We start from the raw sequence: 22,546 nt of genomic DNA, 5'->3' as shown, positions 1-22,546 counted from the left end.
AGGGTGGCACCACGGGTATAATACTCTCGTCCCTACTGTTTAAACAGTAGAGGCGGGAGTTTTTTTATTTTTATTAAGATTAAAACAATTTGAGGAGGAACTGAATATGTCTATTCAAATCCCACGCGGAACGCAAGATATTCTTCCAGGCACTGTTGAGTTATGGCAGTATATCGAAGGGCAAGCACGCGAAATTTGCCGTCGTTACAATTATAAAGAAATTCGTACACCAATTTTTGAGCACACTGAGCTATTTTTACGCGGTGTTGGTGATACGACAGATATCGTACAAAAAGAAATGTACTCATTCCAAGATCGTGGAGAGCGCAGCTTAACATTACGTCCAGAAGGTACTGCACCTGTTGTACGTTCTTACGTTGAAAATAAAATGTTTGGTGATGCAACACAACCAACGAAATTATACTATATCGGTCAAATGTTCCGTTATGAAAGACCACAAGCAGGTCGCTATCGTCAATTCGTACAATTCGGTATCGAAGCAATCGGCAGTAATGACCCTGCAATTGATGCAGAAGTAATTGCACTTGCTGTTGAATTTTACCGCGGCATGGGCTTAAAAAATATTAAAGTTGTATTAAACAGTTTAGGTGACGCAGCGAGTCGTCAAGCACACCGTGATGCATTAATCGCACACTTTGAGCCACGTATCGGCGAATTCTGCTCTGACTGTCAATCTCGCTTAGAAAAGAACCCACTTCGAATTTTAGACTGTAAGAAGGACCGTAACCATGAATTAATGGCAACAGCTCCATCTATTACAGAATACTTAAACGAAGATTCAGCAGTATACTACGACAAAGTACAAGAACTATTAACGATGATGGATGTTCCATTTGAAAAAGATCCGAACTTAGTGCGTGGTTTAGACTACTATCAACATACTGTTTTTGAAATTATGAGTGAGGCAGAAGGTTTCGGTGCGATCACTACATTAAGCGGTGGTGGCCGTTATAACGGACTTGTACAAGAAATCGGTGGACCAGAAATGCCAGGTATCGGTTTTGCAATGAGTCTTGAACGTTTAATTATGGCGCTAAAAGCTGAAAACATTGAATTACCACTTGAACATAGCATTGATTGTTACGTTGTAGCGCTTGGTGAAAAAGCGAAAGACCATGCTGCAAAAGTGGCATTCGATCTTCGTAAAGCTGGATTGTCGGTTGAAAAAGATTATTTAGATCGCAAAATGAAAGCACAATTTAAATCAGCAGATCGTCTAAAGGCGAAATTTGTAGCTGTATTAGGAGAAGATGAGCTAGATAAAGGCATCATTAACTTAAAAGATATGGCAACAGGTGAACAAGAAGAAGTAGCTTTAGATGTATTTGCTTCATACGTAGCAGAGAAATTAATATAGGGGGAACTTACAGTGGCTGAAAGAACACATGCATGTGGAAAAGTAACAGTAGAAGCTGTTGGACAAACAGTTCAATTAAAAGGTTGGGTACAAAAACGCCGTGACTTAGGTGGATTAATCTTTATCGATTTACGTGACCGTACAGGTATCGTACAAGTTGTATTTAACCCAGAAACATCAAAAGAAGCGTTAGAAGTAGCAGAAACAATTCGTAGCGAATACGTATTACACATAGAAGGTACAGTTGTTGAACGTGGTGAAGGCGCAATTAATGACAATATGGCAACTGGTCGTATTGAAGTACAAGCAACAAAAGTAAATGTACTAAATGCAGCGAAAACAACACCAATTATCATTGCTGATGATACAGATGCATCAGAAGATGTGCGTTTAAAATATCGTTATTTAGACTTACGTCGTCCTGTAATGTTCAACACATTCAAAATGCGTCACGACGTAACAAAAACAATTCGTAACTTCTTAGATACAGAAGAGTTCTTAGAAGTAGAAACACCAATTTTAACGAAAAGTACGCCAGAAGGAGCTCGTGACTATTTAGTACCAAGTCGTGTACATGACGGTGAATTCTATGCATTACCACAGTCACCACAGTTATTTAAACAGCTTCTTATGGTCGGCGGATTTGAGCGTTACTATCAAGTAGCACGTTGTTTCCGTGATGAAGATTTACGTGCAGATCGTCAACCGGAATTCACGCAAATCGATATCGAAGCTTCATTCTTAACACAAGATGAAATTTTAGAAATGATGGAGCGTATGATGACGAAAGTTATGAAGGATGCAAAAGGTGTAGAAGTTAGTGCACCATTCCCTCGTATGAAATATACTGATGCAATGGCTCGCTACGGTTCTGATAAGCCAGATACACGCTTTGAAATGGAACTAACAGACTTATCTGAGTTTGCAGCAGGTTGTGGCTTTAAAGTGTTTACAAGTGCTGTAGAAAGCGGCGGACAAGTAAAAGCAATCAATGCAAAAGGTGCTGCAAGTAAATATTCTCGTAAAGACATCGATGCATTAACTGAATTCGTGAAAGTATACGGTGCAAAAGGTCTAGCTTGGCTTAAAGTTGAAGAAGACGGCCTAAAAGGACCGATTGCGAAATTCTTCGGTGAAGAAGATGCAAATGTGTTAATGAGCACATTAGAAGCTACTGCTGGCGACTTATTACTATTCGTAGCAGATAAGAAGAGCGTTGTTGCAGATAGCTTAGGCGCACTTCGTTTACGTCTAGGTAAAGAGCTTGAGTTAATTGATGAAAGTAAATTTAACTTCCTATGGGTAACTGATTGGCCACTTCTTGAGTACGATGAAGATGCAGATCGTTATTTCGCAGCTCATCACCCATTCACAATGCCATTCCGTGAAGACGTTGAGCTACTAGAAACAGCACCAGAAAAAGCACGTGCACAAGCATATGACCTTGTATTAAACGGTTATGAGCTTGGTGGTGGATCACTTCGTATTTACGAGCGTGACGTACAAGAAAAAATGTTCAAAGCACTTGGATTCTCACAAGAAGAAGCGCAAGAGCAATTCGGATTCTTATTAGAAGCATTCGAATACGGTACACCACCACACGGCGGAATCGCATTAGGTTTAGATCGTCTTGTTATGTTACTTGCAGGCCGTACGAACCTTCGTGATACAATTGCATTCCCAAAAACAGCAAGCGCAAGCTGCTTATTAACAGAAGCTCCAAGCCCAGTTGCAGAAGCACAGCTTGAAGAGTTAAACTTAAAATTAAGCTTAAAAGAAGAGAAGTAAGAATAGGGTCTAGATGGTTATACTATAACCATCTAGACTTTTTTAATGGATAATTAAAAGAAGAAACAAAATCCCGGTTTACACTATGTTTTCATTATCGAAATATGTATTTTTAGGAATTCTATAACTTTTTCTATACAAATAGTCGGAAAAACGCTAGAATACATGGTAGACCATTTTTGTAATAGGAGTGTAGAGCTGAATGTTACATCAATTTTCACGTAATGAATTAGCCTTCGGTAAAGAAGGACTTGAAATATTAAAAAATAGTACAGTTGGTATTTTAGGAATTGGCGGCGTAGGTTCATTTTCAGCTGAAGCGTTAGCGCGTTCTGGAGTAGGACGTCTCGTATTAGTTGATAAAGACGTTGTAGATATTACAAACGTAAACCGTCAAATTCACGCTTTAGTATCTACTGTAGGACGTTCAAAAGTAGAATTAATGAAAGAGCGTATTGCAGACATTAATCCGGAATGTGAAGTAATTGGATTAGAAATGTTTTATACAGATGAAACATATGAAGAGTTCTTTAAACACGGTTTAGATTTCGTAGTGGATGCATCTGATACGATTACGTTCAAAATCCATTTAATTAAACAATGTTTACGTCGTAAAATTAAAATTATCTCATGTATGGGTGCAGCAAATAAAATGGACCCAACTCGTTTCCGTATTGCGGACATTTCTAAAACACATACAGATCCAATTGCGAAAGTAATTCGTACGAAGCTTCGTAAAGAGGGTATTAAAAAAGGTGTAAAAGTTGTCTTCTCTGACGAAAACCCAATCGTAATTCGTGAAGAAGTACGTAAAGAAATCGTACCAGACGAGAATGCAAAAATTCGTAAAGCGAAATTACCGCCTTCATCAAATGCATTTGTACCATCTGTGGCAGGCTTAATTATGGCAAGTCACGTTGTACGTGAACGTATTAAAAATGTAGAAGTGAAACGTGTAGGGCAAGAATAAAAGAAAAGCATATATCCATTTTGGATATATGCTTTTTTATATGTATTAAAGAAATATGGATATTTGCATCACTACTAGTTCAAATGTAAGTAAGGTTAGTAAGTAATAATCATATTTATCTGATTTATAGGCGGATGTCTTTTTTAGACTGTTAATGGTGAAAAGAGCTAAAGTCAGGACGAGAAGGCCAAGAGTTATTTTGAAGATTATTAATGAAATAGCAACCATCTCCCTTTAAAGGTATATGGTTATAATAACATTTTAGTAAAAATTATCCAATATGTTTTAGGAGTTTTCTTGTATGACAGGGAGTAATGTTATTGTAAATCTTTGTCATTAAATCGATCTCCTTTATTGAATCGTTGATATATTGCAAGTTGTGATAGATATATTTGAAAAATCGTTGATATATTGCAAATTGTGATAGATATATTCGAAAAACCGTTGATATATTGCAAGTTACGATAGATATATTCGAAAAATCGTTGATATAAATTCATTTACCGACATGTATATATATATGGTTTACCGAAAACAAACAAGGATGTCACTTAGTCAAAAAAGTGACATCCTTGTTTTTAATTCTCTGCAGAATATATAATATCTAAATTTCCATTTTGATCTGTCTTGAAAATGGGAGCAATCTGTTCTTCTTGTTCTTCAACCGAAACAAGTTTTCGAGCACGATCCATAATTCGAACAAGCATCGCGTAATCTTCTTCGATTGCTTGTTGTTTTTTTGTGAGTACCGCTAATTTCGTTTCAAGTTCATGATTCGTTTTTTGCAGAGAAGTGAGCTGAGCTTGTAATACATCATTTTCAGTTTGCAACTTTGCGAGTGAAGGGTTATTATGCTCCAAGTTTTGCAAAAATGAGATGACATTTTGCATCGTAAGTTCTTGTTTACTTGGCGTAATATCTTCAGAAAACTCAGCATCGATTACGAGTTGTTTCGTTTTCGTGAACTGATTTTTTTCTATTTTAGCTTCAGAGCGCTTTAATTCTTTACGTTGTTTCTTCGCAAGCTGCACAGCATCTTCGTAATTCGGCCTTACTTCAGCATTCCATCTAAAGCCGCAAGCTGCTGAAGTCCGGTTCAACGTATCGCCGACTTCATCAAACGCTTTTATTTGTGTACTTCCGCTGCGAATATGTCGCAAAACAGTTTCTGCTAAAAGGAGATCATCTTCTTTTGTCCATGCATCTTGACGTGTTTTCATAAGCGAAGCCTCCATAATGGTGACGTTTTCGTTTATGTTACCCTTTATTTTTCGTTTTATTCGAAGTTTGTAATCTTTCATAAACAGTAGAAAGTGCTTGCTCAAATTTCCCTGTCGTTTTCGGTTTATAATATTGCTTGTTTTTTATTTTATCAGGTAAGTATTGTTGCCTTACCCAGCCATTTGGATGGTCGTGTGGATATAAATATCCAATGCCTCTTCCGAGTGATTCTGCGCCTTTGTAATGACTATCTTTTAAATGGCTTGGAATGTCACCTGTTTGACCGTTGCGTAAATCGTGTAATGCAGCATCAAGTGCTTTATAAGCTGAATTTGATTTTGGTGATAAGCATAGCTCTATAACGGCATTTGCAAGTGGGATGCGTGCTTCTGGGAATCCAACTCGTTCAGCTGATTCAATTGCAGCTAGTGTACGCGGTCCAGCTTGTGGGCTAGCAAGTCCAATATCTTCATAAGCCATAATAAGAAGGCGTCTGCCAATACTTTGTAAATCACCTGCTTCAATAAGGCGTGCTAAATAATGGAGCGCTGCATTTACATCACTTCCGCGTACTGATTTTTGAAATGCTGATAATACGTCATAATGAGCATCGCCGCCTTTGTCGTGAACGAAGCTCTTCTTTTGTAAGCATTCTTCTGCAATCTCGAGTGTGATTTCAGCCGCTTGATCGTCTGTAGTAAAGCTAGATAATACAGCAAGTTCAAGTGCGTTATAAGCGGAACGCATATCACCACCAGAGGCATTTGCAAAATGATGTAGTGCTTCATCTGTTACCGTTACAGCATATTCTCCAAGGCCTTTTTCTTTATCTTCTAAAGCTCTTTTTAACCCAATTAAAATATCATCTTCTGTTAGTGCGTGTAATTCGAAAATTTGACACCTGCTTCGAATAGCGGAGTTTATTGCATGGAATGGATTACTTGTCGTTGCACCAATTAAAGTAAGAAGTCCGCTTTCTAAGTGAGGTAATAGAAAGTCTTGCTTTGCTTTATCTAGACGGTGAACTTCATCTAGAATTAAAACGAGGTGTCGATGCATCTTTGCTTCTTGTACGACAACTTCCATATCTTTTTTATTGTGAGTAACAGCGTTTAATAGACGAAACGGGGTACCGGTACTTCCTGCAATTGCACTGGCAATGGATGTTTTTCCTGTACCTGGAGGACCGTATAAAATCATAGATTGAAAATGATTTGCTTGGACCATTCGCCATAAAATCTTTCCTTCACCAACTAAATGCTGTTGCCCAATAATTTCTTGAATATTTGTAGGGCGCATTCGATGTGCGAGTGGTTGTTTCATTTAGACCGTCTCCCTTAATATATAATCTCGTTCTATCGTATCATTTTTTTCTACGAAATTTGAAATAGGATGCTGTTTTATGGGAAAAATGAAGAAGAATATTTTCATTTTTCTTTCAATTGTAATAATTTCCGAGTTTTTCAATGTGATTTTATGTTATCATTTTGATACACAAGTTGAAATTTCTTATAATACTATATTATGCTATAATTTCATAGGATTTTAAATTGTGTTCTTTTTATAAATAAGATATAACCAATAGAAGTGAAAATTTGAAAAGAGGTGCAAAATAGATGAAGATTTCAACGAAAGGCCGCTATGGCTTAACAATTATGATTGATCTTGCAAAAAAGTTTGGTGAAGGTCCGATTTCATTAAAATCAATTGCGCAGGCGCATGACTTATCCGAGCATTACTTAGAGCAATTAATTTCACCACTTCGTAACGCTCGTCTTGTAAAGAGTACGCGCGGGGCATATGGCGGATATGTATTATCTGATCAACCGGCTAACATTACAGCTGGGGATGTAATCCGTGTATTAGAGGGACCGATTAGTGTTGTAGAAATGATAGAAGAAGAAGAGCCAGCACAGCGCCAGTTATGGATGCGTGTTCGTGATGCGGTGCAAGAAGTGTTAGATAGTACAACGTTAGAAGATTTAGTACGTTATGAGGAAGAAAATCACGGGGGCTATATGTTTTACATTTAATTCCTTGTGAAACGATTTGGAAAGAAGGAGATTTAATGGAACGCATTTACTTAGATCATGCTGCGACATCTCCGACTCACCCAGAAGTGGTCGAAAAGATGATTCCATATATGACAGAAATATTCGGGAACCCGTCTAGTATTCACTTTTATGGACGTCAAACTCGTCACACAGTAGATGAGGCGAGACGAGTGTGTGCACGCAGCATTCATGCGAATCCGAATGAAATTATATTTACGAGCGGTGGTACAGAAGCTGATAATTTAGCGCTTATAGGTGTAGCACGTGCGAACCGTCATAAAGGTAACCACATAATAACGACGCAAATTGAACATCATGCGATTTTGCATACGTGCGAATTGTTAGAGCGTGAAGGGTTTGAAGTGACATATTTACCTGTCGATGAAACAGGACGCATTCAAGTTTCTGACATACAAAAGGCATTAACAGAAGAGACGATTCTTGTATCTATTATGTTTGGGAATAATGAAGTAGGGACAATGCAACCAATTGTGGAAATAGGAAAGCTGCTAAAAGAGCATCAAGCTTATTTCCATACAGATGCGGTACAAGCTTACGGTTTAGTAGAAATTAATGTGAAAGAGTTTGGTATTAATTTATTATCAATTTCAGCTCATAAAATTAATGGGCCAAAAGGTGTAGGGTTCTTATTCGCTGGTGCAAATGTGAAATTTGAGCCGTTATTAATAGGCGGAGAGCAAGAAAGAAAACGCCGTGCTGGTACGGAAAATGTGCCTAGTATTGCTGGGCTTCAGCATGCAATTCTTATAGCTGAAAAAACTCGTGAGCAAAAAAATGCCCAATATGAAGAGTTTAAAGATATAATGGTATCTGTCTTCAAAAATGAAGGCATTACTTTCGAGGTAAACGGAAACTTAGAACATCGCTTACCGCATGTACTTAATGTAAGTTTTACAGGAATGAACATTGAACCGTTTCTTGTGAACTTAGACCTAGCTGGCATTGCAGTATCAAGTGGTTCTGCTTGTACAGCTGGTTCGATTGATCCATCACATGTATTAGTAGCGATGTTTGGAAAAGACTCCGATCAAATACGTTCATCCGTACGCTTTAGTTTTGGACTTGGAAATACGAAAGAGCAAATTGAAAAAGCGGCGTACGAAACAGTGAAAATCGTGAAGCGATTAACACAAAATTAGCATGGGAGGTGACATGATGAACAAACTACCTCACGAAACACGCGTTGTCATCGGAATGTCCGGTGGCGTCGATTCATCTGTAGCAGCACTTTTATTAAAAGAGCAAGGTTATGATGTAATCGGAATTTTTATGAAAAACTGGGATGATACAGATGAGAATGGTGTCTGCACAGCAACAGAAGATTACAATGATGTAATTGAAGTGTGTAACCAAATTGGTATTCCGTATTATGCAGTAAACTTTGAAAAACAATACTGGGATAAAGTATTTACGTACTTCTTAGATGAGTACCGAGCTGGTCGTACACCAAACCCAGATGTAATGTGTAATAAAGAAATTAAATTTAAAGCATTTTTAGAGCATGCAATTGCGCTTGGTGCCGATTATGTAGCAACAGGTCATTATGCACGCGTTGCTTATATGGACGGCGAATATAAAATGCTTCGCGGCGTTGATGACAATAAAGATCAAACATACTTCTTAAATCAATTAAGCCAAGAGCAATTATCAAAAACAATGTTCCCGTTAGGTGAACTGAAGAAACCACAAATTCGTGAAATGGCGAAAGAAGCTGGCTTAGCGACAGCGGCGAAAAAAGATAGTACAGGTATTTGCTTCATTGGTGAGCGTAACTTTAAAGATTTCTTAAGTAACTACTTACCAGCACAACCAGGTGTAATGCAAACATTATCTGGTGAAGTGAAAGGGAAGCATGACGGTTTAATGTATTATACAATTGGACAACGTCATGGTCTTGGAATTGGTGGTAATGGTGATCCATGGTTTGCTGTTGGAAAAAATCTAAAAGAAAACATTTTATATGTTGATCAAGGATTCCATAACGAACTTCTATATGGTGATGAAGTTATTGCTACGAATGTAGGATGGGTAAGTAACAAAGAAAAAGAAACAGAATTTAAGTGCACGGCGAAATTCCGTTATCGTCAAGAAGACAATAAAGTAACGGTTCAAATCGTTGATGAAAATACAGTTCGTATTCTTTGTGATGAGCCAATTCGTGCAATTACACCAGGACAAGCAGTCGTTTTCTATGATGGAGATGAGTGCTTAGGCGGTGCTACAATTGATGAAGTATACCGTAGTGGTAAGAAATTGGATTATTTAGGATAAATGAGAAGCCTCTGCCGATTAGCGGTTAGAGGTTTCTTTTACATAAAGCGAATTTTCGTTCGCTTGGAAAATACATTCTTTGTTATAATTTGTTGTAGAGGTGAAGGACATGTCAAACAAACTTGAAACAGGTATTCAATATATGCAAGAAGGAAATTGGGAAGAAGCAGCTAAAAATTTTACAGAAGCAATTGAAGAAAATCCGAAAGATGCGCTTGGATACATTAATTTTGCAAATTTATTAGACGTATTAGGAGATAGTGAGCGAGCGATTTTATTTTATAAACGTGCATTAGAGTTAGATGATAAATCTGCAGCTGCTTATTATGGCTTAGGAAACGTATATTATGGCCAAGAGCAATTTACTGAGGCGAAAGTTGTATTCGAACAAGCAATGCAAGCTGGATTACAATCAGCTGATGTAACATTTATGTTAGGTATTACACATGTACAGCTTGGAAATGATCGTCTTGCACTACCATTCTTACAAAGAGCAACAGAATTAGATGAAAACGATGTAGAAGCTGTATTCCAGTGCGGACTTTGCTTTGCGCGACTAGAACATATTCAAGAGGCGAAACCTTATTTTGAAAAGGTATTAGAAATGGATGAAGAGCATGCAGATGCGTATTACAATTTAGGTGTTGCTTACGTATTTGAAGAAAATAACGAGAAAGCTCTCGCTTTATTTAAGAAAGCAACTGAAATTCAGCCAGATCACTTTTTAGCTGGTAATGGCGTTCGTTTATTAGAGCAAGAAGCTGAATAAGATAAAAATATAGTTTAATGGGTAGTTACCCCTCATCTAAAAAGGTGGGGGATGTACTGCTCATTAAAGTGAAAATATCGGAAAGGAGAGGAAAGATGGGAAATCAACATGCAATGGATTTGTTTGAGGAAGAGAAAAAATTTATAAAAGCGCAAGTTCTTCATACCATTTTCCACAACGAAGAAAACCTCTATTCCGTTGTCAGTATGAAAGTCATTGAAACGAATGAAACGTATGACGAAAAGAAAGTAATGATAAACGGTCATTTTCCCCGCATGCATGAAGATGAAGTGTTTACATTGACAGGTCACTTTAAGGACCATCCAAAGTATGGAAAACAATATATGGTTGAAACATTTAAAAAAGAATTGCCGCAAACAAAAGCAGGTATGGTGCAATATTTAGCGAGTGATTTATTTAAAGGGATAGGAAAGCGTACAGCGGAAAAAATTGTGGATCATCTCGGGGAACATGCTATTTCTAAAATTATGGATGACCCTGAGGCGTTAAATGGTGTTGTTAACAAACAAAAGGCTCAGGAAATATATGAGACAATTGTTGAACATCAAGGATTAGAGAAAGTAATGAGCTTTTTAAATGGTTACGGTTTTGGAACGAAACTTTCTATTAAGATTTACCAGCAATATAAAGAGATGACATTAGAAGTGATTCGTAATAATCCGTATCAACTTATTGAAGAAGTGGACGGGATTGGTTTTGGACGAGCGGATGATATAGGGCGTGCGTTAGGGATATCGGGTAATCACGACGACCGTGTACGAGCGGGATGTTTTTACACATTAGAGAATGTCTCATTGCAACTTGGTCACGTTTATATGAGGAAAGATCAACTTGTAAGAGAAACGATGTCACTTTTAAACAATCAAGAAGGAAGAGTGACTGAAGAAGATATTATAGGTTGTATTGAAACGATGCAAAGTGAAGGGAAAGTCATCATAGAAGAAGAACGAGTGTATTTAGCAACTTTATTCTACTCTGAAAAAGGTGTTGTAAAGTCTATTCGTCGATTGATGAATCAAGAGGAAACACCTTCATTTCCTGAAGCAGAAGTGTTAAAAACATTAGGTGAAATTGAAGAACAGTTGAATGTACAATATGCACCATTTCAGCAAGAAGCGATTCAAACGGCACTTCATAAACCGATGATGTTATTAACAGGTGGACCAGGAACAGGAAAAACAACCGTTATTAAAGGGATTGTTGAAATGTATGCGTCACTTCACGGATTATCGTTAAATCCGAATGAATACAGTGATGATAATCCATTTCCAATACTATTAACAGCTCCAACAGGAAGAGCAGCGAAGCGGATGAGTGAATCGACAGGACTTCCAGCTTGCACAATTCACCGTTTGCTTGGCTGGACGCCAGAAGGATCTTTCCAGCGTAATGAAACGGATCCTGTCCAAGGTAAGCTCCTTATTATCGATGAATTTTCAATGGTTGATATTTGGCTCGCAAATCAGCTATTTAAGTCGCTACCAACGAATATTCAAGTTATCGTTGTAGGTGATGAAGATCAGTTGCCATCTGTAGGACCTGGACAAGTATTAAAAGATTTATTAAATGCAGGTGCAGTTCCGACAGTGAAGCTTACTGAAATTTATCGTCAAGCAGAAGGCTCATCTGTTATTCAACTTGCCCATGCGATCAAAGACGGCACACTCCCGCCAGATTTAGCGCAAAATAAAAAAGATCGTTCGTTTATCAGCTGTACAGGGGCTCAAATTGTTGAGGTTGTGAAAAAAGTTTGCGAAAACGCTAAAACAAAAGGCTTTAGTGCAAGGGATGTTCAAGTATTAGCACCGATGTACCGCGGGCCTGCTGGTATTAATGTATTAAACGAAGCGCTGCAACAAGTATTTAACCCGAAAAGGGAAAAGAGTAAAGAAATCCAGTACGGTGATGTTGTATACCGAAGAGGCGATAAAGTACTGCAACTCGTTAATCAGCCGGAGAGCCAAGTGTTTAATGGGGATATCGGAGAAATTGTTTCGGTGTTTTATGCGAAAGAAAACGTTGAGCAACAAGATATGATTATCGTTTCATTTGATGGAATTGAGGTAACGTATACAAAGCCGGATTTAAATCAAATTACACATGCATATTGTTGTTCGATTCATAAATCACAAGGTAGTGAATTTCCGATTGTTATTATGCCGATTGTGAAAAGTTACAACCGTATGTTACGCCGTAATTTAATTTACACGGGCATTACAAGAAGTAAGAAGTTCCTTATTATTTGCGGGGAGGAAGTAGCTTTCCAATCTGGTGTAAATCGCCTTGATGATGCAATGCGTCAAACAACTTTAGCTAGTCGCTTGCAGGAATCACAAGGAGAAGTACAGATTGTCACAGTTAATGGCGAGGAAATGGACGTGGAAAACATTTCACCGTATGATTTCATGTAACAAGGTGAAATTATATAGTGAAACTTTCAAACGCATAGCGTTGAAAGGCTCCAGCAGTGTATAAATGAATGCGGTTTGGACATAATGGCGAATAGAATCTGGGAGACTGTAAGGAGATGAAAGCCATATGTTCATTTGTCCAAATTGCAAAGGGAAAGACATTGGGAAAATAGGTGTCAACCAATTTTATTGCTGGAATTGTTATATCGAATTATCGGTTTCAAAGGGGAAAATCCATACGCATCAAGTTGAGGAAGATGGTTCATTAAGCTCTCTTGATGATTTATTTGATGAGAATGAAAGAACGATCGGATAACGAAAAGGGGGATTTACTTTGAATCTACGCAATTCATTAATCGCATTAGGTGTTGGAGCTGCAGCATATCAATATGCTCGTAAGCAAGATGTATTTTCAAAACGCAATATGAAAAAAGCACGTAAGATGATTAAGTCTTACTTATAATCATTTCGATAAAGTGAAAACTCCCTTATAGACAAGGGAGTTTTTTTATGCACTCATATGCAAATAAAAAAGTCCAATTTCTGAGAAAAGATAAGATAGACCGTAACAGCCGACGCCAAGTATTCCATACTGCCATAATTGCTTCGCTTTTTCTTTACGTGAGGAACGAATAAAGAACCCCTTCCAAATACCAAAGCCGATACAAATCCATTCAAGAATCATAAAAAGTGCTGATAATCCAAGCATAAACAAAACCATAATTAGCCCTCCTGATTACATTATTTCATGCTGTATTCTCAGGGGTGGTTGTCCTTGTTATGTTATTTATATGTACGTCTTTAAAAAACAGTATGGTCCGTATGAAAAGATTTTAAAAGTTTCACACATAACCTAACCCATTTATTTTCAAAATAAAGGTGGAGGAGGTTTTTCATGTGAAGAATCTTAAAATCATTTGGATATATCGTTTAGGATTATTGTTACTTGTTTTTCTTTGTTTGCTCGTCTTTTTAAAAATTAAGCCACTATGGGCACCGATTATTTTTGTATTTAAAGTAGCGATTACGCCGTTTCTTATCGCCTGTTTTATTGCGTATTTATTGCACCCTTTAATTGAAAAAATTCATAAGGAAGGGATGCCCCGTACACTTGCCATTTTGCTCATTTATATCCTTTTCTTTGGCGGAATTGGTTATGGGATTTATAAAGGAACACCAGTCGTTATTAAACAGTTACAAGAGATTAATGAACAATTTCCGCAGTTTACAAAGATGTACGATTCGTGGATGGATGGCGTTACAGAACAAACAGCGAATTTCCCTTCGTTCATTCATGAAAAGGTGAAACAACTTTTTGTGGGTGTGGAAACGAAGATTCAAGCGCTTTTAAATAAAGTGATGAGTACAGCTCGTGGTGTACTCGATTCATTGCTCATTATTTTCTTAATACCGTTCATTGTATTTTACATATTAAAAGATTATGGTGAGTTTTATCATATCTTTTGGAAACTAGTCCCAAGTAAATGGCGAGGTACGGGGCAAATGCTTGCGAAAGAAATTGATAAGTCACTTGGAAGTTATATTCGAGGACAGTTATTTGTTTGTTTAGTATTAGGGGGAGTATCAGCTCTTTCTTTTTGGTTTATCGGTATGAAATATCCATTATTGCTTGGCATTATTATTGGGGTAACGGATATAATCCCGTACTTTGGTCCTATTTTAGGAGCGATCCCGACGTTAATGATTGCAGCAACAGTATCAACGAGTTTACTTATTAAGGCGGGGATTACGATTGCTATTTTGCAATTTGTGGAAAGTAACATTTTATCGCCTTACATTGTTGGTAAGTCACTTCGTATGCATCCTGTTATTATTATGCTTGCATTACTAGTTGGGGGGGAAGTAGCTGGTATTGTAGGATTACTAATATCGGTTCCGATTTTAGCAGTTATTCGTACTGTCATTGTTCATGTGAGACCTCTCTTGAAAAAAGAAAATGTGTAAGTATAGAAGCCCTCTATGTAAGAAATAGAGGGCTAATCATATATTTATTTAGAAAGCTGCTCGTGTATCTTTTGAACGAGGGAGCTCACATCATTTGTTTGAATATGTTTTATTTTTTTCCATTCATTATCATACATAAATACAATTTGATTGTTGAAAAGACGCTTTTGTTCTTTTAGATTAGAAATTTTTGCAAAAGAGTACTCTTCAAATATTGGATTCTTACTTACATCTGGCCCGTAAAAGAATAGCCTTTTGTTCGTTAAAATTAGCAATCCTGGCCTTGCGACGGAACGATAAATAAATATGTCTAATGAACATGCTGCGTAAAATAATATCGTTTCGTCAGTTGCTAATATGTTTTTAGCTTTGTTAAGTAAGGTTGTCATTGTGATCGCTCTTTTATTTTATTAACAATAATTTAATTATAGCAAAAAAAGTAATATTTAGAAATTTTTATAAATTATTATTGTAAGGAGATTCCAATTTATTAATAAACGCATAATATATGAAAAGGCTGTTAAGAATGAATAGTAGAATACCTATGATTAATAAGCGATTAATACAATATAAATGATTATCTACATTGACAAACTTAAGAGAATTCTATTATATTTAGTCATATAATACATTAAATCAATGACGGAACAAGTACGTTACAGTCCATTTATAGAGAGAAGCTTCCATATGGCTGAAAGAAGCTTTAAATGAAGGGTAACAGAAAGCTAATCCTGAGAGCAGCTAATCACTGCCGTCTTGCCACGTTACGGCACCATGAGGTGATGAATTGATTGTTATTGTAATCAATTCATAATTAGGGTGGTATCGCGAGTTAACTCTCGTCCCTTTTATAGGGACGGGAGTTTTTTATATTTAAGGAGGAAAATACAATGAAACAACTAACAGGCGCACAAATTCGTCAAATGTTTTTAGACTTTTTCCAAGAAAAAGGACATGCAGTAGAACCTAGTGCATCACTAGTTCCACATGAAGATCCATCTCTTCTATGGATTAATAGTGGTGTAGCAACATTAAAAAAATATTTTGATGGACGTGTAATCCCACAAAATCCACGTATTACAAATGCTCAAAAATCAATTCGTACAAATGATATTGAAAACGTAGGGAAAACAGCTCGTCACCATACATTCTTTGAAATGTTAGGAAACTTCTCAATCGGTGATTACTTCAAAGAAGAAGCAATTACATGGGCTTGGGAATTCTTAACGAGCGACAAATGGATCGGATTCGATAAAGAATTACTATCAGTTACAATCCATCCAGAAGATGAAGAAGCATTCACAATTTGGAATGAGAAAATGGGCGTTCCAAAAGAGCGTATTATCCGCTTAGAAGAAAACTTCTGGGATATCGGTGAAGGACCAAGTGGACCGAATACAGAGATCTTCTATGACCGCGGAGAAGCTTACGGTAATGACTTTAGTGACCCAGAATTATATCCAGGCGGAGAAAACGAGCGTTACTTAGAAGTATGGAACCTTGTATTCTCTCAATTTAATCATAATCCAGATGGTTCATATACACCACTTCCTAAGAAAAACATTGATACAGGGATGGGTCTAGAACGTATGACATCTATCGTTCAAGATGTGCCTACGAACTTTGATACAGATCTATTCATGCCGATGATTGGTGCAACAGAATCAATTTCTGGTGAGAAATATCGTAATGGCGATTTAGAAAAAGATATGGCGTTTAAAGTAATTGCTGACCATATCCGTACAGTAACATTTGCTGTTGGTGACGGTGCTCTTCCTTCTAACGAAGGCCGTGGTTATGTATTACGTCGTTTATTACGACGCGCTGTTCGTTATTCGAAGAAATTAAACATTAACCGTCCATTCATGTTTGAATTAGTACCGGTTGTTGGAGAAGTAATGAAAGACTTCTATCCAGAAGTACTTGAAAAGAAAGATTTCATTGCGAAAGTTGTGAAAAACGAAGAAGAGCGTTTCCATGAAACACTTCATGATGGTGAAGCAATTTTAGCTGAAGTTATTACAAAAGCAAAAGAAGAAAAAACAACTGTTATTTCTGGAGTAGATGCGTTCCGTCTATATGACACATATGGTTTCCCAATTGAATTAACAGAAGAATATGCAGAAGAAGCTGGCATGACAGTTGATCATGAAGGTTTTGAAAATGAAATGGAAAAACAACGTGAGCGTGCACGTGCTGCTCGTCAAGACGTTGACTCAATGCAAGTTCAAGGCGGTGTACTTGGAGAAGTTAAAGTAGCGAGTGAGTTCGTTGGTTACGGTACAGTTGCAACAGAAAGTAACGTTGTTGCACTTGTGAAAAACGGCGAATACACAGACAGCTTACAAGCTGGTGAAGAAGGACAATTAATGCTTGATGTAACACCATTCTATGCTGAGAGCGGTGGACAAATTGCAGACCGTGGTTACCTTCTTGCTGATGGCGTGAAAGTTCTTGTAAAAGACGTGCAAAAAGCACCAAATGGTCAAAACTTACACAAAGTTGTTGTTGAAGAAGGTACATTAACGAAAGATGCGGCTGTGAAAGCTATTATCGATACGAAAAACCGTAGTAGCGTTGTGAAAAATCATACAGCAACTCACTTACTACACCAAGCATTAAAAGATGTACTTGGAACACACGTTAACCAAGCAGGTTCTCTTGTAACTTCTGAACGTTTACGCTTTGACTTCTCTCACTTCGGTCAAGTACAAGCTGACGAATTAGAAAAAATTGAGCGTATGGTAAACGAGAAAATTTGGGAAAGTATTGATGTTGAGATTTCTCAAAAAGCAATCGAAGAAGCGAAAGAAATGGGCGCAATGGCATTATTCGGTGAAAAATACGGTGATGTTGTACGCGTTGTACAAGTTGGCGATTACAGTTTAGAGCTTTGTGGTGGTTGTCACGTTGATAATACAGCTTCTATCGGTATTTTCAAAATCGTTGCTGAGTCTGGTATCGGTGCAGGAACTCGTCGTATTGAAGCAGTAACTGGTAAGTCTGCATACGAATTAATGAACGATCAAGTAGGTTTATTAAAAGAAGCAGCAGGAAAAATGAAAACAAATCCGAAAGATATTTTAACAAGAGTTGATGGTCTATTTGCCGAAGTAAAACAACTGCAAAAAGAAAATGAATCTCTTGCTGCGAAATTAAGCAATATCGAAGTTGGAAACTTAACTGATTCTGTAATGACAGTTGATGGTGTGAATGTATTAGCAGCGAAAGTAAATGTTGCAGATATGAACAACTTACGTACGATGATGGATGATCTAAAAAATAAATTAGAGTCAGCAGTTGTTGTATTAGCGTCTGTTAATGACGATAAAGTAAACATCCTAGCAGGTGTAACGAAAGACTTAATTGGCCAAGGTTACCATGCTGGTAAACTTGTGAAAGAAGTAGCTTCTCGTTGCGGCGGTGGCGGTGGTGGCCGTCCTGATATGGCACAAGCAGGCGGTAAAAACCCAGCTCAAGTCGAAGAAGCTTTAGCATTTGTACAAGAGTACGTTAAATCTGTTTCAAAATAAAGAGATAGTAGTGTACAATGGTAGGGAGAGGAGAAGTTCTTCTCCCTATACTTACTATATAAGTGAGGTGCTTGAAATGGACGGTTTTGATAAAACAATGAAGTTTAGCATTCAAGATGAAAAACAGAGTGTCCATGTAAATGATGTACTTTTAACTGTGTATGATGCACTTCAAGAAAAAGGCTATAATCCGATTAACCAAATCGTCGGTTATTTATTAAGTGGAGACCCAGCATACATACCTCGCCATAAAGATGCACGTAGCATCGTTCGCAAGCTTGAACGTGATGAGATTATTGAAGAGCTTGTGAAGTCTTACTTGAAACATCATCGTGAGGAGTAGTTTATGCGGATATTAGGTTTAGATGTAGGTACAAAAACAGTCGGAGTTGCAATTAGCGACGAAATGGGCTGGACAGCACAAGGATTAGAAACAATTAAGATTAACGAAGAACGAGGTCACTTTGGTTTTGATCGTATTTCTGAGTTAGTAAAGCAGTACAATGTGGATAAAATAGTAGTAGGTTTACCTAAAAATATGAATGGTACAATTGGCCCACGTGGTGAAGCGTGCCAACAATTTGCAGAAAACCTACGAGAGCTGTTACAATTAGACGTTGTAATGTGGGACGAGCGTTTGTCAACGATGGCAGCGGAACGTCTACTCATTTCAGCTGATGTAAGTCGTAAGAAGCGAAAACAAGTAATCGATAAGATGGCTGCAGTCGTAATCTTACAAGGATTTTTAGATAGTAAATAAGAGGTGACCAAAATGGAAGAAAATCAAATTACAATTGTAGACGAAAAAGGTAACGAACATTTATGTGAAATTATTTTCACTTTTGATGCTGAAAAATTTGGTAAAAAATCATATGTAGTCTTCTCTCCAATCGGTGAAGTAGACGAAGATGGAGACCCAATTTATGATGCAATGGCTTATGAGCAAAATGAAGAAGAGGGCGGAAGCTTACTTCCAATCGAATCTGAAGAAGAGTGGGAAATGGTACAAGAAATGTTCAACACTCTTGCTGATGAGCAAGAAGCTGAATAATAGGTACTGAAAAGATGGACGACATACAGTCCATCTTTTTTTGTATTTATATGTAAAATGAAAGATTTTTTGTCGAAACTGTGTAAGTCTTTGTAGTATAATGAGACGGATTGTAGAAAAATAAAGTGTCTATTAAAAAAAGATAAGTGAATTTGTTGCGTTTTTACATCGTGCTGTATAGAAAGGTGTACATACGGTCTACAATTAAGTAAGGAGGAAATGTTTTGATAGAGAATCAAGTGAAAAAGAAGCGTAGACGCATCTTTTTATTTTCGATTATTGCACTGCTTTTAGTTTGTGGTTCAGTCTATGCGTATATTTCATCCGCATTAGGACCAGTTGATAGCGGGAATAAAAAAGAGATTGAAGTAGAAATTCCGAAAGGATCATCTACAAGTAAAATTGGAGAAATTTTAGAAGAAAAAGGCGCTGTAAAAAACGGTACAGTTTTTAGTTTTTATACAAAGGCTAAATCGAAAAGTTTACAAGCAGGTACATATTTATTAAACCCTTCAATGAATGCTGAAGATGTGATCGAACAAATGTCATCTGGCAACGTGCATCGTCCAGCTCTTTATAAAGTGACGATTAAAGAAGGGGCGCAAGTAACTGAAATTGCAGAAACGATTGCGACAGAACTAAAGTGGAATAAAGATGATGTTACGCGTCAATTAAACGATAAAGCATTTATTCAAAAAATGCAGCAAAAGTATCCGAAGTTATTAACGGATAAAATCTTTGATAGTAATATTAAATACCCATTAGAAGGTTATTTATATCCTGCAACGTATTCGTTTTATAAGAAAGATACAACGTTAGAAGAAATTGTAATTCCGATGCTTGAGAAAACAAATGCAATCATTGTTCAAAATGAGGCGAAAATGAAAGCGAAGAACTGGGATGTTCATCAGCTTTTAACATTATCTTCACTTATTGAAGAAGAGGCAACTGGTTTTACAGATCGTCAAAAGATCGCTAGTGTCTTTTATAATCGTTTAGCAAAAGGTATGCCGCTTCAAACGGATCCAACGGTATTATATGCACTTGGAAAACATAAACAACGTGTATTATACGAAGATTTAAAGGTCAACTCACCGTACAATACGTATGTTGTAAAAGGATTGCCGGTAGGGCCGATCGCAAACTCTGGTAAACATTCAGTGGAAGCTGCGTTAGAACCTGCGCAAACAGATTATTATTATTTCTTAGCTGCACCAAGTGGTGAAGTGTACTATGCGAAAACATTAGAAGAGCATAATGCATTAAAGCAAAAATACATTACGAAAAAACAGTGAAATGGGGAGGGATAGCGAAAAAAGTCGCACATCCCTCTTTTTTGTGGTAAAATATATCGGGTTAAAAACTGGCAGAAGAATCGTTTTTAATATCAAAACGGGACGTACAAGCTAAGGGTAAAGCTGGCTTGTATTTTTATTGCATTCTATGTGGGAAAAGACGTCATAGAGGCACTTCTCCATGTAAATAAGGAGGACCATTTATGGAGGATGCAGTTAACGAGTACCTATTATCATTTATTGATCCGAAAGATAAATTAATTCTTGAAATGGAAGAATATGCAACAGAAAATCATGTGCCGATTATGGATCGACTTGGAATGGAATTTATGCTGCAATTTTTACGTTTAATTGGACCGAAAAGCATTTTAGAACTTGGAACAGCAATCGGTTATTCTAGTATTCGTATGATGCAAGCTATTCCAAATTCACGTATTGTGACAGTTGAGCGCAATCGTGAGCGATATGAAAAAGCACTTGAATATATAGAACGTTCCCCAGTAACAGATCGTATTTCAGTTATTTACGGTGATGCGTTAGAGACAGGTGAACAAGTAAAAGAACACGGGACATTTGACGTTATTTTTATTGATGCAGCAAAAGGACAGTATCGTCGCTTTTTTGACTTATATGAACCGTTATTAAATCCTGGTGGCGTAATTATTTCAGATAATGTTATGTACCATGGTCTTGTAACGACAAAAGAGAAGATTGAAAACAGACGTACACGTGGTTTAATCCGTCGTATTAAGACGTACAATGAGTGGCTTATGAACCATGAAGGATATGATACAACGATTTTCCCAATTGGTGATGGAGTAGCTGTTAGTAAAAAGAGAGGGTGACCAAGGTATGAAGAAACCTGAATTGTTAGTAACACCAAGAGCGGTGGCGGATATCGAACTTCTTGCGAAAGCAGGAGCAGATGCGGTAATGATCGGTGAGCAAAAGTTTGGTTTACGTTTAGCAGGGGAGTTTTCACGTGAAGATGTAAAACAAACTGTGAAGATTGCGCATGAAAATGGTGTGAAAGTATACGTAGCAATGAACGCTATGTTCCACAACGATAAAGTAGAAGAATTAACAGATTACGTTTCATTTTTAAATGAAGTAAATGTAGATGCAATTGTTTTCGGAGATCCAGCAGTATTAATGGCTGTTCGCGAAGTAGCGCCAAATATGCAGTTGCACTGGAATACAGAAACGACAGCAACCAATTGGTTCACTTGTAATTACTGGGGCCAAAGAGGAGCGAAGCGTGCTGTATTAGCTCGTGAGCTGAGCTTAGATGAAATTGTTGATTTAAAAGAAAATGCTGAAGTGGAACTAGAAGTACAAATTCACGGTATGACTTGTATGTTCCAATCGAAGCGTTCATTAGTAGGAAACTACTTTGAGTATCAAGGACGTAATCTTGACATTGAAAAGAAAAAATATGAAGAGAATATGTTCTTATATGACCCAGAGCGTAATAATAAATATCCAATCTATGAAGATGAAAATGGTACTCATATTATGAGTCCGAACGATATTTGTTTCATCGATGAATTAGAGGAACTAATCGAAGCTGAAGTTGACAGCTTAAAAATCGATGGTGTACTAAAAAGTTCTGAATACATTATTGAAGTAACGAAGAAATATCGTCAAGCGATTGATTTATGCGTAGAAGATCGTGATGCGTATTATGACGTGAAAGATGCTCTATATAAAGAAATAGAAGAAATGCAACCAGTAAATCGTCCGTTAGACACAGGATTCTTCTTTAAAGAAACGGTTTACTAAACGAGGAGGGTGTAGG

General features: G+C 37.2%; 22 protein-coding genes and 2 other annotated features (1 of these 24 cut by a window edge). Of the genes, 18 read left to right on the top strand and 4 right to left on the bottom strand.

Annotation, left to right across the window (positions count from 1 at the left end; all coding sequences use genetic code 11):
- Window positions 1-37 (top strand) — a binding site (T-box leader) (it extends 194 nt beyond the left edge of the window).
- Between the two features lie 69 nt (window positions 38-106).
- The 3 genes from hisS (at window position 107) to ATL10_RS15180 (ending at window position 4,136) form a co-directional block, all read left to right on the top strand.
- Window positions 107-1,378 carry a histidine--tRNA ligase gene (hisS, locus tag ATL10_RS15190; protein WP_069356224.1) on the top strand — a complete coding sequence of 424 codons (1,272 nt, stop codon included), beginning with the start codon at window positions 107-109 and terminating at the stop codon, window positions 1,376-1,378.
- 12 nt (window positions 1,379-1,390) lie between these two features.
- On the top strand, window positions 1,391-3,166 hold the full coding sequence (gene aspS, locus ATL10_RS15185) for an aspartate--tRNA ligase (RefSeq protein WP_110497101.1): 1,776 nt from the start codon (window positions 1,391-1,393) through the stop codon (window positions 3,164-3,166).
- Window positions 3,167-3,368: 202 nt separating this feature from the next.
- The gene (locus ATL10_RS15180; protein ID WP_000903182.1) at window positions 3,369-4,136 is read left to right on the top strand and encodes a tRNA threonylcarbamoyladenosine dehydratase; all 768 of its coding nucleotides are present in this window, start codon (window positions 3,369-3,371) and stop codon (window positions 4,134-4,136) included.
- A gap of 578 nt (window positions 4,137-4,714) precedes the next feature.
- Here ATL10_RS15180 and ATL10_RS15165 read toward each other — a convergent pair.
- Together ATL10_RS15165 and ATL10_RS15160 are read right to left on the bottom strand one after the other, a co-directional pair.
- Window positions 4,715-5,356: an RsfA family transcriptional regulator gene (locus tag ATL10_RS15165; RefSeq protein WP_000857722.1), complete on the bottom strand. Its 642-nt coding sequence runs from the start codon at window positions 5,354-5,356 to the stop codon at window positions 4,715-4,717.
- A 37-nt stretch (window positions 5,357-5,393) separates the two neighbouring features.
- Complete coding sequence (locus ATL10_RS15160) at window positions 5,394-6,680, bottom strand: replication-associated recombination protein A (protein ID WP_000812919.1); 1,287 nt, start codon at window positions 6,678-6,680, stop codon at window positions 5,394-5,396.
- A gap of 293 nt (window positions 6,681-6,973) precedes the next feature.
- Here ATL10_RS15160 and cymR point away from each other — a divergent pair, with 293 nt between their 5' ends.
- The 7 genes from cymR to ATL10_RS15125 all read left to right on the top strand — a co-directional run bounded on the left by cymR (window position 6,974) and on the right by ATL10_RS15125 (window position 13,367).
- Complete coding sequence (gene cymR, locus ATL10_RS15155; RefSeq protein WP_000704116.1) at window positions 6,974-7,390, top strand: cysteine metabolism transcriptional regulator CymR; 417 nt, start codon at window positions 6,974-6,976, stop codon at window positions 7,388-7,390.
- Between the two features lie 35 nt (window positions 7,391-7,425).
- Entirely contained in the window at window positions 7,426-8,571 is a 1,146-nt protein-coding gene (locus ATL10_RS15150; RefSeq protein ID WP_110497096.1) for a cysteine desulfurase family protein, read from the top strand.
- 16 nt (window positions 8,572-8,587) lie between these two features.
- The gene (mnmA, locus tag ATL10_RS15145) at window positions 8,588-9,703 is read left to right on the top strand and encodes a tRNA 2-thiouridine(34) synthase MnmA (RefSeq protein ID WP_001038010.1); all 1,116 of its coding nucleotides are present in this window, start codon (window positions 8,588-8,590) and stop codon (window positions 9,701-9,703) included.
- Window positions 9,704-9,812: 109 nt separating this feature from the next.
- Window positions 9,813-10,472, top strand: a complete 660-nt coding sequence (locus tag ATL10_RS15140; RefSeq protein WP_000066411.1) for a tetratricopeptide repeat protein — start codon at window positions 9,813-9,815, stop codon at window positions 10,470-10,472.
- Between the two features lie 95 nt (window positions 10,473-10,567).
- Window positions 10,568-12,904 carry an SF1B family DNA helicase RecD2 gene (gene recD2, locus ATL10_RS15135; protein ID WP_110497094.1) on the top strand — a complete coding sequence of 779 codons (2,337 nt, stop codon included), beginning with the start codon at window positions 10,568-10,570 and terminating at the stop codon, window positions 12,902-12,904.
- Window positions 12,905-13,031: 127 nt separating this feature from the next.
- Complete coding sequence (locus ATL10_RS15130; protein WP_000469281.1) at window positions 13,032-13,220, top strand: hypothetical protein; 189 nt, start codon at window positions 13,032-13,034, stop codon at window positions 13,218-13,220.
- An 18-nt stretch (window positions 13,221-13,238) separates the two neighbouring features.
- Complete coding sequence (locus ATL10_RS15125) at window positions 13,239-13,367, top strand: YrzQ family protein (protein ID WP_001053553.1); 129 nt, start codon at window positions 13,239-13,241, stop codon at window positions 13,365-13,367.
- Between the two features lie 45 nt (window positions 13,368-13,412).
- Here ATL10_RS15125 and ATL10_RS15120 read toward each other — a convergent pair whose 3' ends face one another.
- A complete protein-coding gene (locus ATL10_RS15120) occupies window positions 13,413-13,625 on the bottom strand; it encodes a hypothetical protein (protein WP_000242539.1) in 213 nt (70 codons plus the stop codon).
- Between the two features lie 176 nt (window positions 13,626-13,801).
- Between ATL10_RS15120 and ATL10_RS15115 the strand changes: the two genes are divergently transcribed.
- Window positions 13,802-14,869: an AI-2E family transporter gene (locus ATL10_RS15115; protein WP_000793129.1), complete on the top strand. Its 1,068-nt coding sequence runs from the start codon at window positions 13,802-13,804 to the stop codon at window positions 14,867-14,869.
- 44 nt (window positions 14,870-14,913) lie between these two features.
- Here the strand turns inward: ATL10_RS15115 and ATL10_RS15110 are convergent, their stop codons facing one another.
- A complete protein-coding gene (locus tag ATL10_RS15110) occupies window positions 14,914-15,258 on the bottom strand; it encodes a PH domain-containing protein (RefSeq protein WP_000209466.1) in 345 nt (114 codons plus the stop codon).
- A gap of 241 nt (window positions 15,259-15,499) precedes the next feature.
- Window positions 15,500-15,719: a binding site (T-box leader), on the top strand.
- Between the two features lie 40 nt (window positions 15,720-15,759).
- On the opposite strand from ATL10_RS15110, the gene alaS reads away from it, so the two are divergent.
- The 7 genes from alaS to ATL10_RS15075 all read left to right on the top strand — a co-directional run bounded on the left by alaS (window position 15,760) and on the right by ATL10_RS15075 (window position 22,530).
- A complete protein-coding gene (gene alaS / locus ATL10_RS15105; protein ID WP_110497092.1) occupies window positions 15,760-18,402 on the top strand; it encodes an alanine--tRNA ligase in 2,643 nt (880 codons plus the stop codon).
- A gap of 76 nt (window positions 18,403-18,478) precedes the next feature.
- The gene (locus ATL10_RS15100) at window positions 18,479-18,745 is read left to right on the top strand and encodes an IreB family regulatory phosphoprotein (protein ID WP_000348591.1); all 267 of its coding nucleotides are present in this window, start codon (window positions 18,479-18,481) and stop codon (window positions 18,743-18,745) included.
- 3 nt (window positions 18,746-18,748) lie between these two features.
- Window positions 18,749-19,162 (top strand): Holliday junction resolvase RuvX, encoded by a 414-nt coding sequence (ruvX, locus tag ATL10_RS15095; RefSeq protein WP_001221193.1) that lies wholly within the window; start codon window positions 18,749-18,751, stop codon window positions 19,160-19,162.
- A gap of 12 nt (window positions 19,163-19,174) precedes the next feature.
- Entirely contained in the window at window positions 19,175-19,453 is a 279-nt protein-coding gene (locus ATL10_RS15090; protein ID WP_000392245.1) for a DUF1292 domain-containing protein, read from the top strand.
- Between the two features lie 224 nt (window positions 19,454-19,677).
- Window positions 19,678-20,748, top strand: coding sequence for an endolytic transglycosylase MltG (mltG, locus tag ATL10_RS15085; protein ID WP_000572135.1), 1,071 nt, complete (start codon window positions 19,678-19,680; stop codon window positions 20,746-20,748).
- 203 nt (window positions 20,749-20,951) lie between these two features.
- Window positions 20,952-21,593, top strand: coding sequence for an O-methyltransferase (locus ATL10_RS15080; RefSeq protein ID WP_000389102.1), 642 nt, complete (start codon window positions 20,952-20,954; stop codon window positions 21,591-21,593).
- 7 nt (window positions 21,594-21,600) lie between these two features.
- Complete coding sequence (locus ATL10_RS15075) at window positions 21,601-22,530, top strand: peptidase U32 family protein (RefSeq protein WP_000742793.1); 930 nt, start codon at window positions 21,601-21,603, stop codon at window positions 22,528-22,530.
- Window positions 22,531-22,546 lie beyond the last annotated feature (16 nt).

The organism is Bacillus sp. 196mf (genome assembly GCF_003217275.1).
GTDB classification, from domain to species: Bacteria; Bacillota; Bacilli; order Bacillales; family Bacillaceae_G; genus Bacillus_A; species Bacillus_A thuringiensis_S.
The sequence above is the reverse complement of the archived record's forward strand: the minus strand, read 5'-3'. Positions and strand labels throughout refer to the sequence as shown.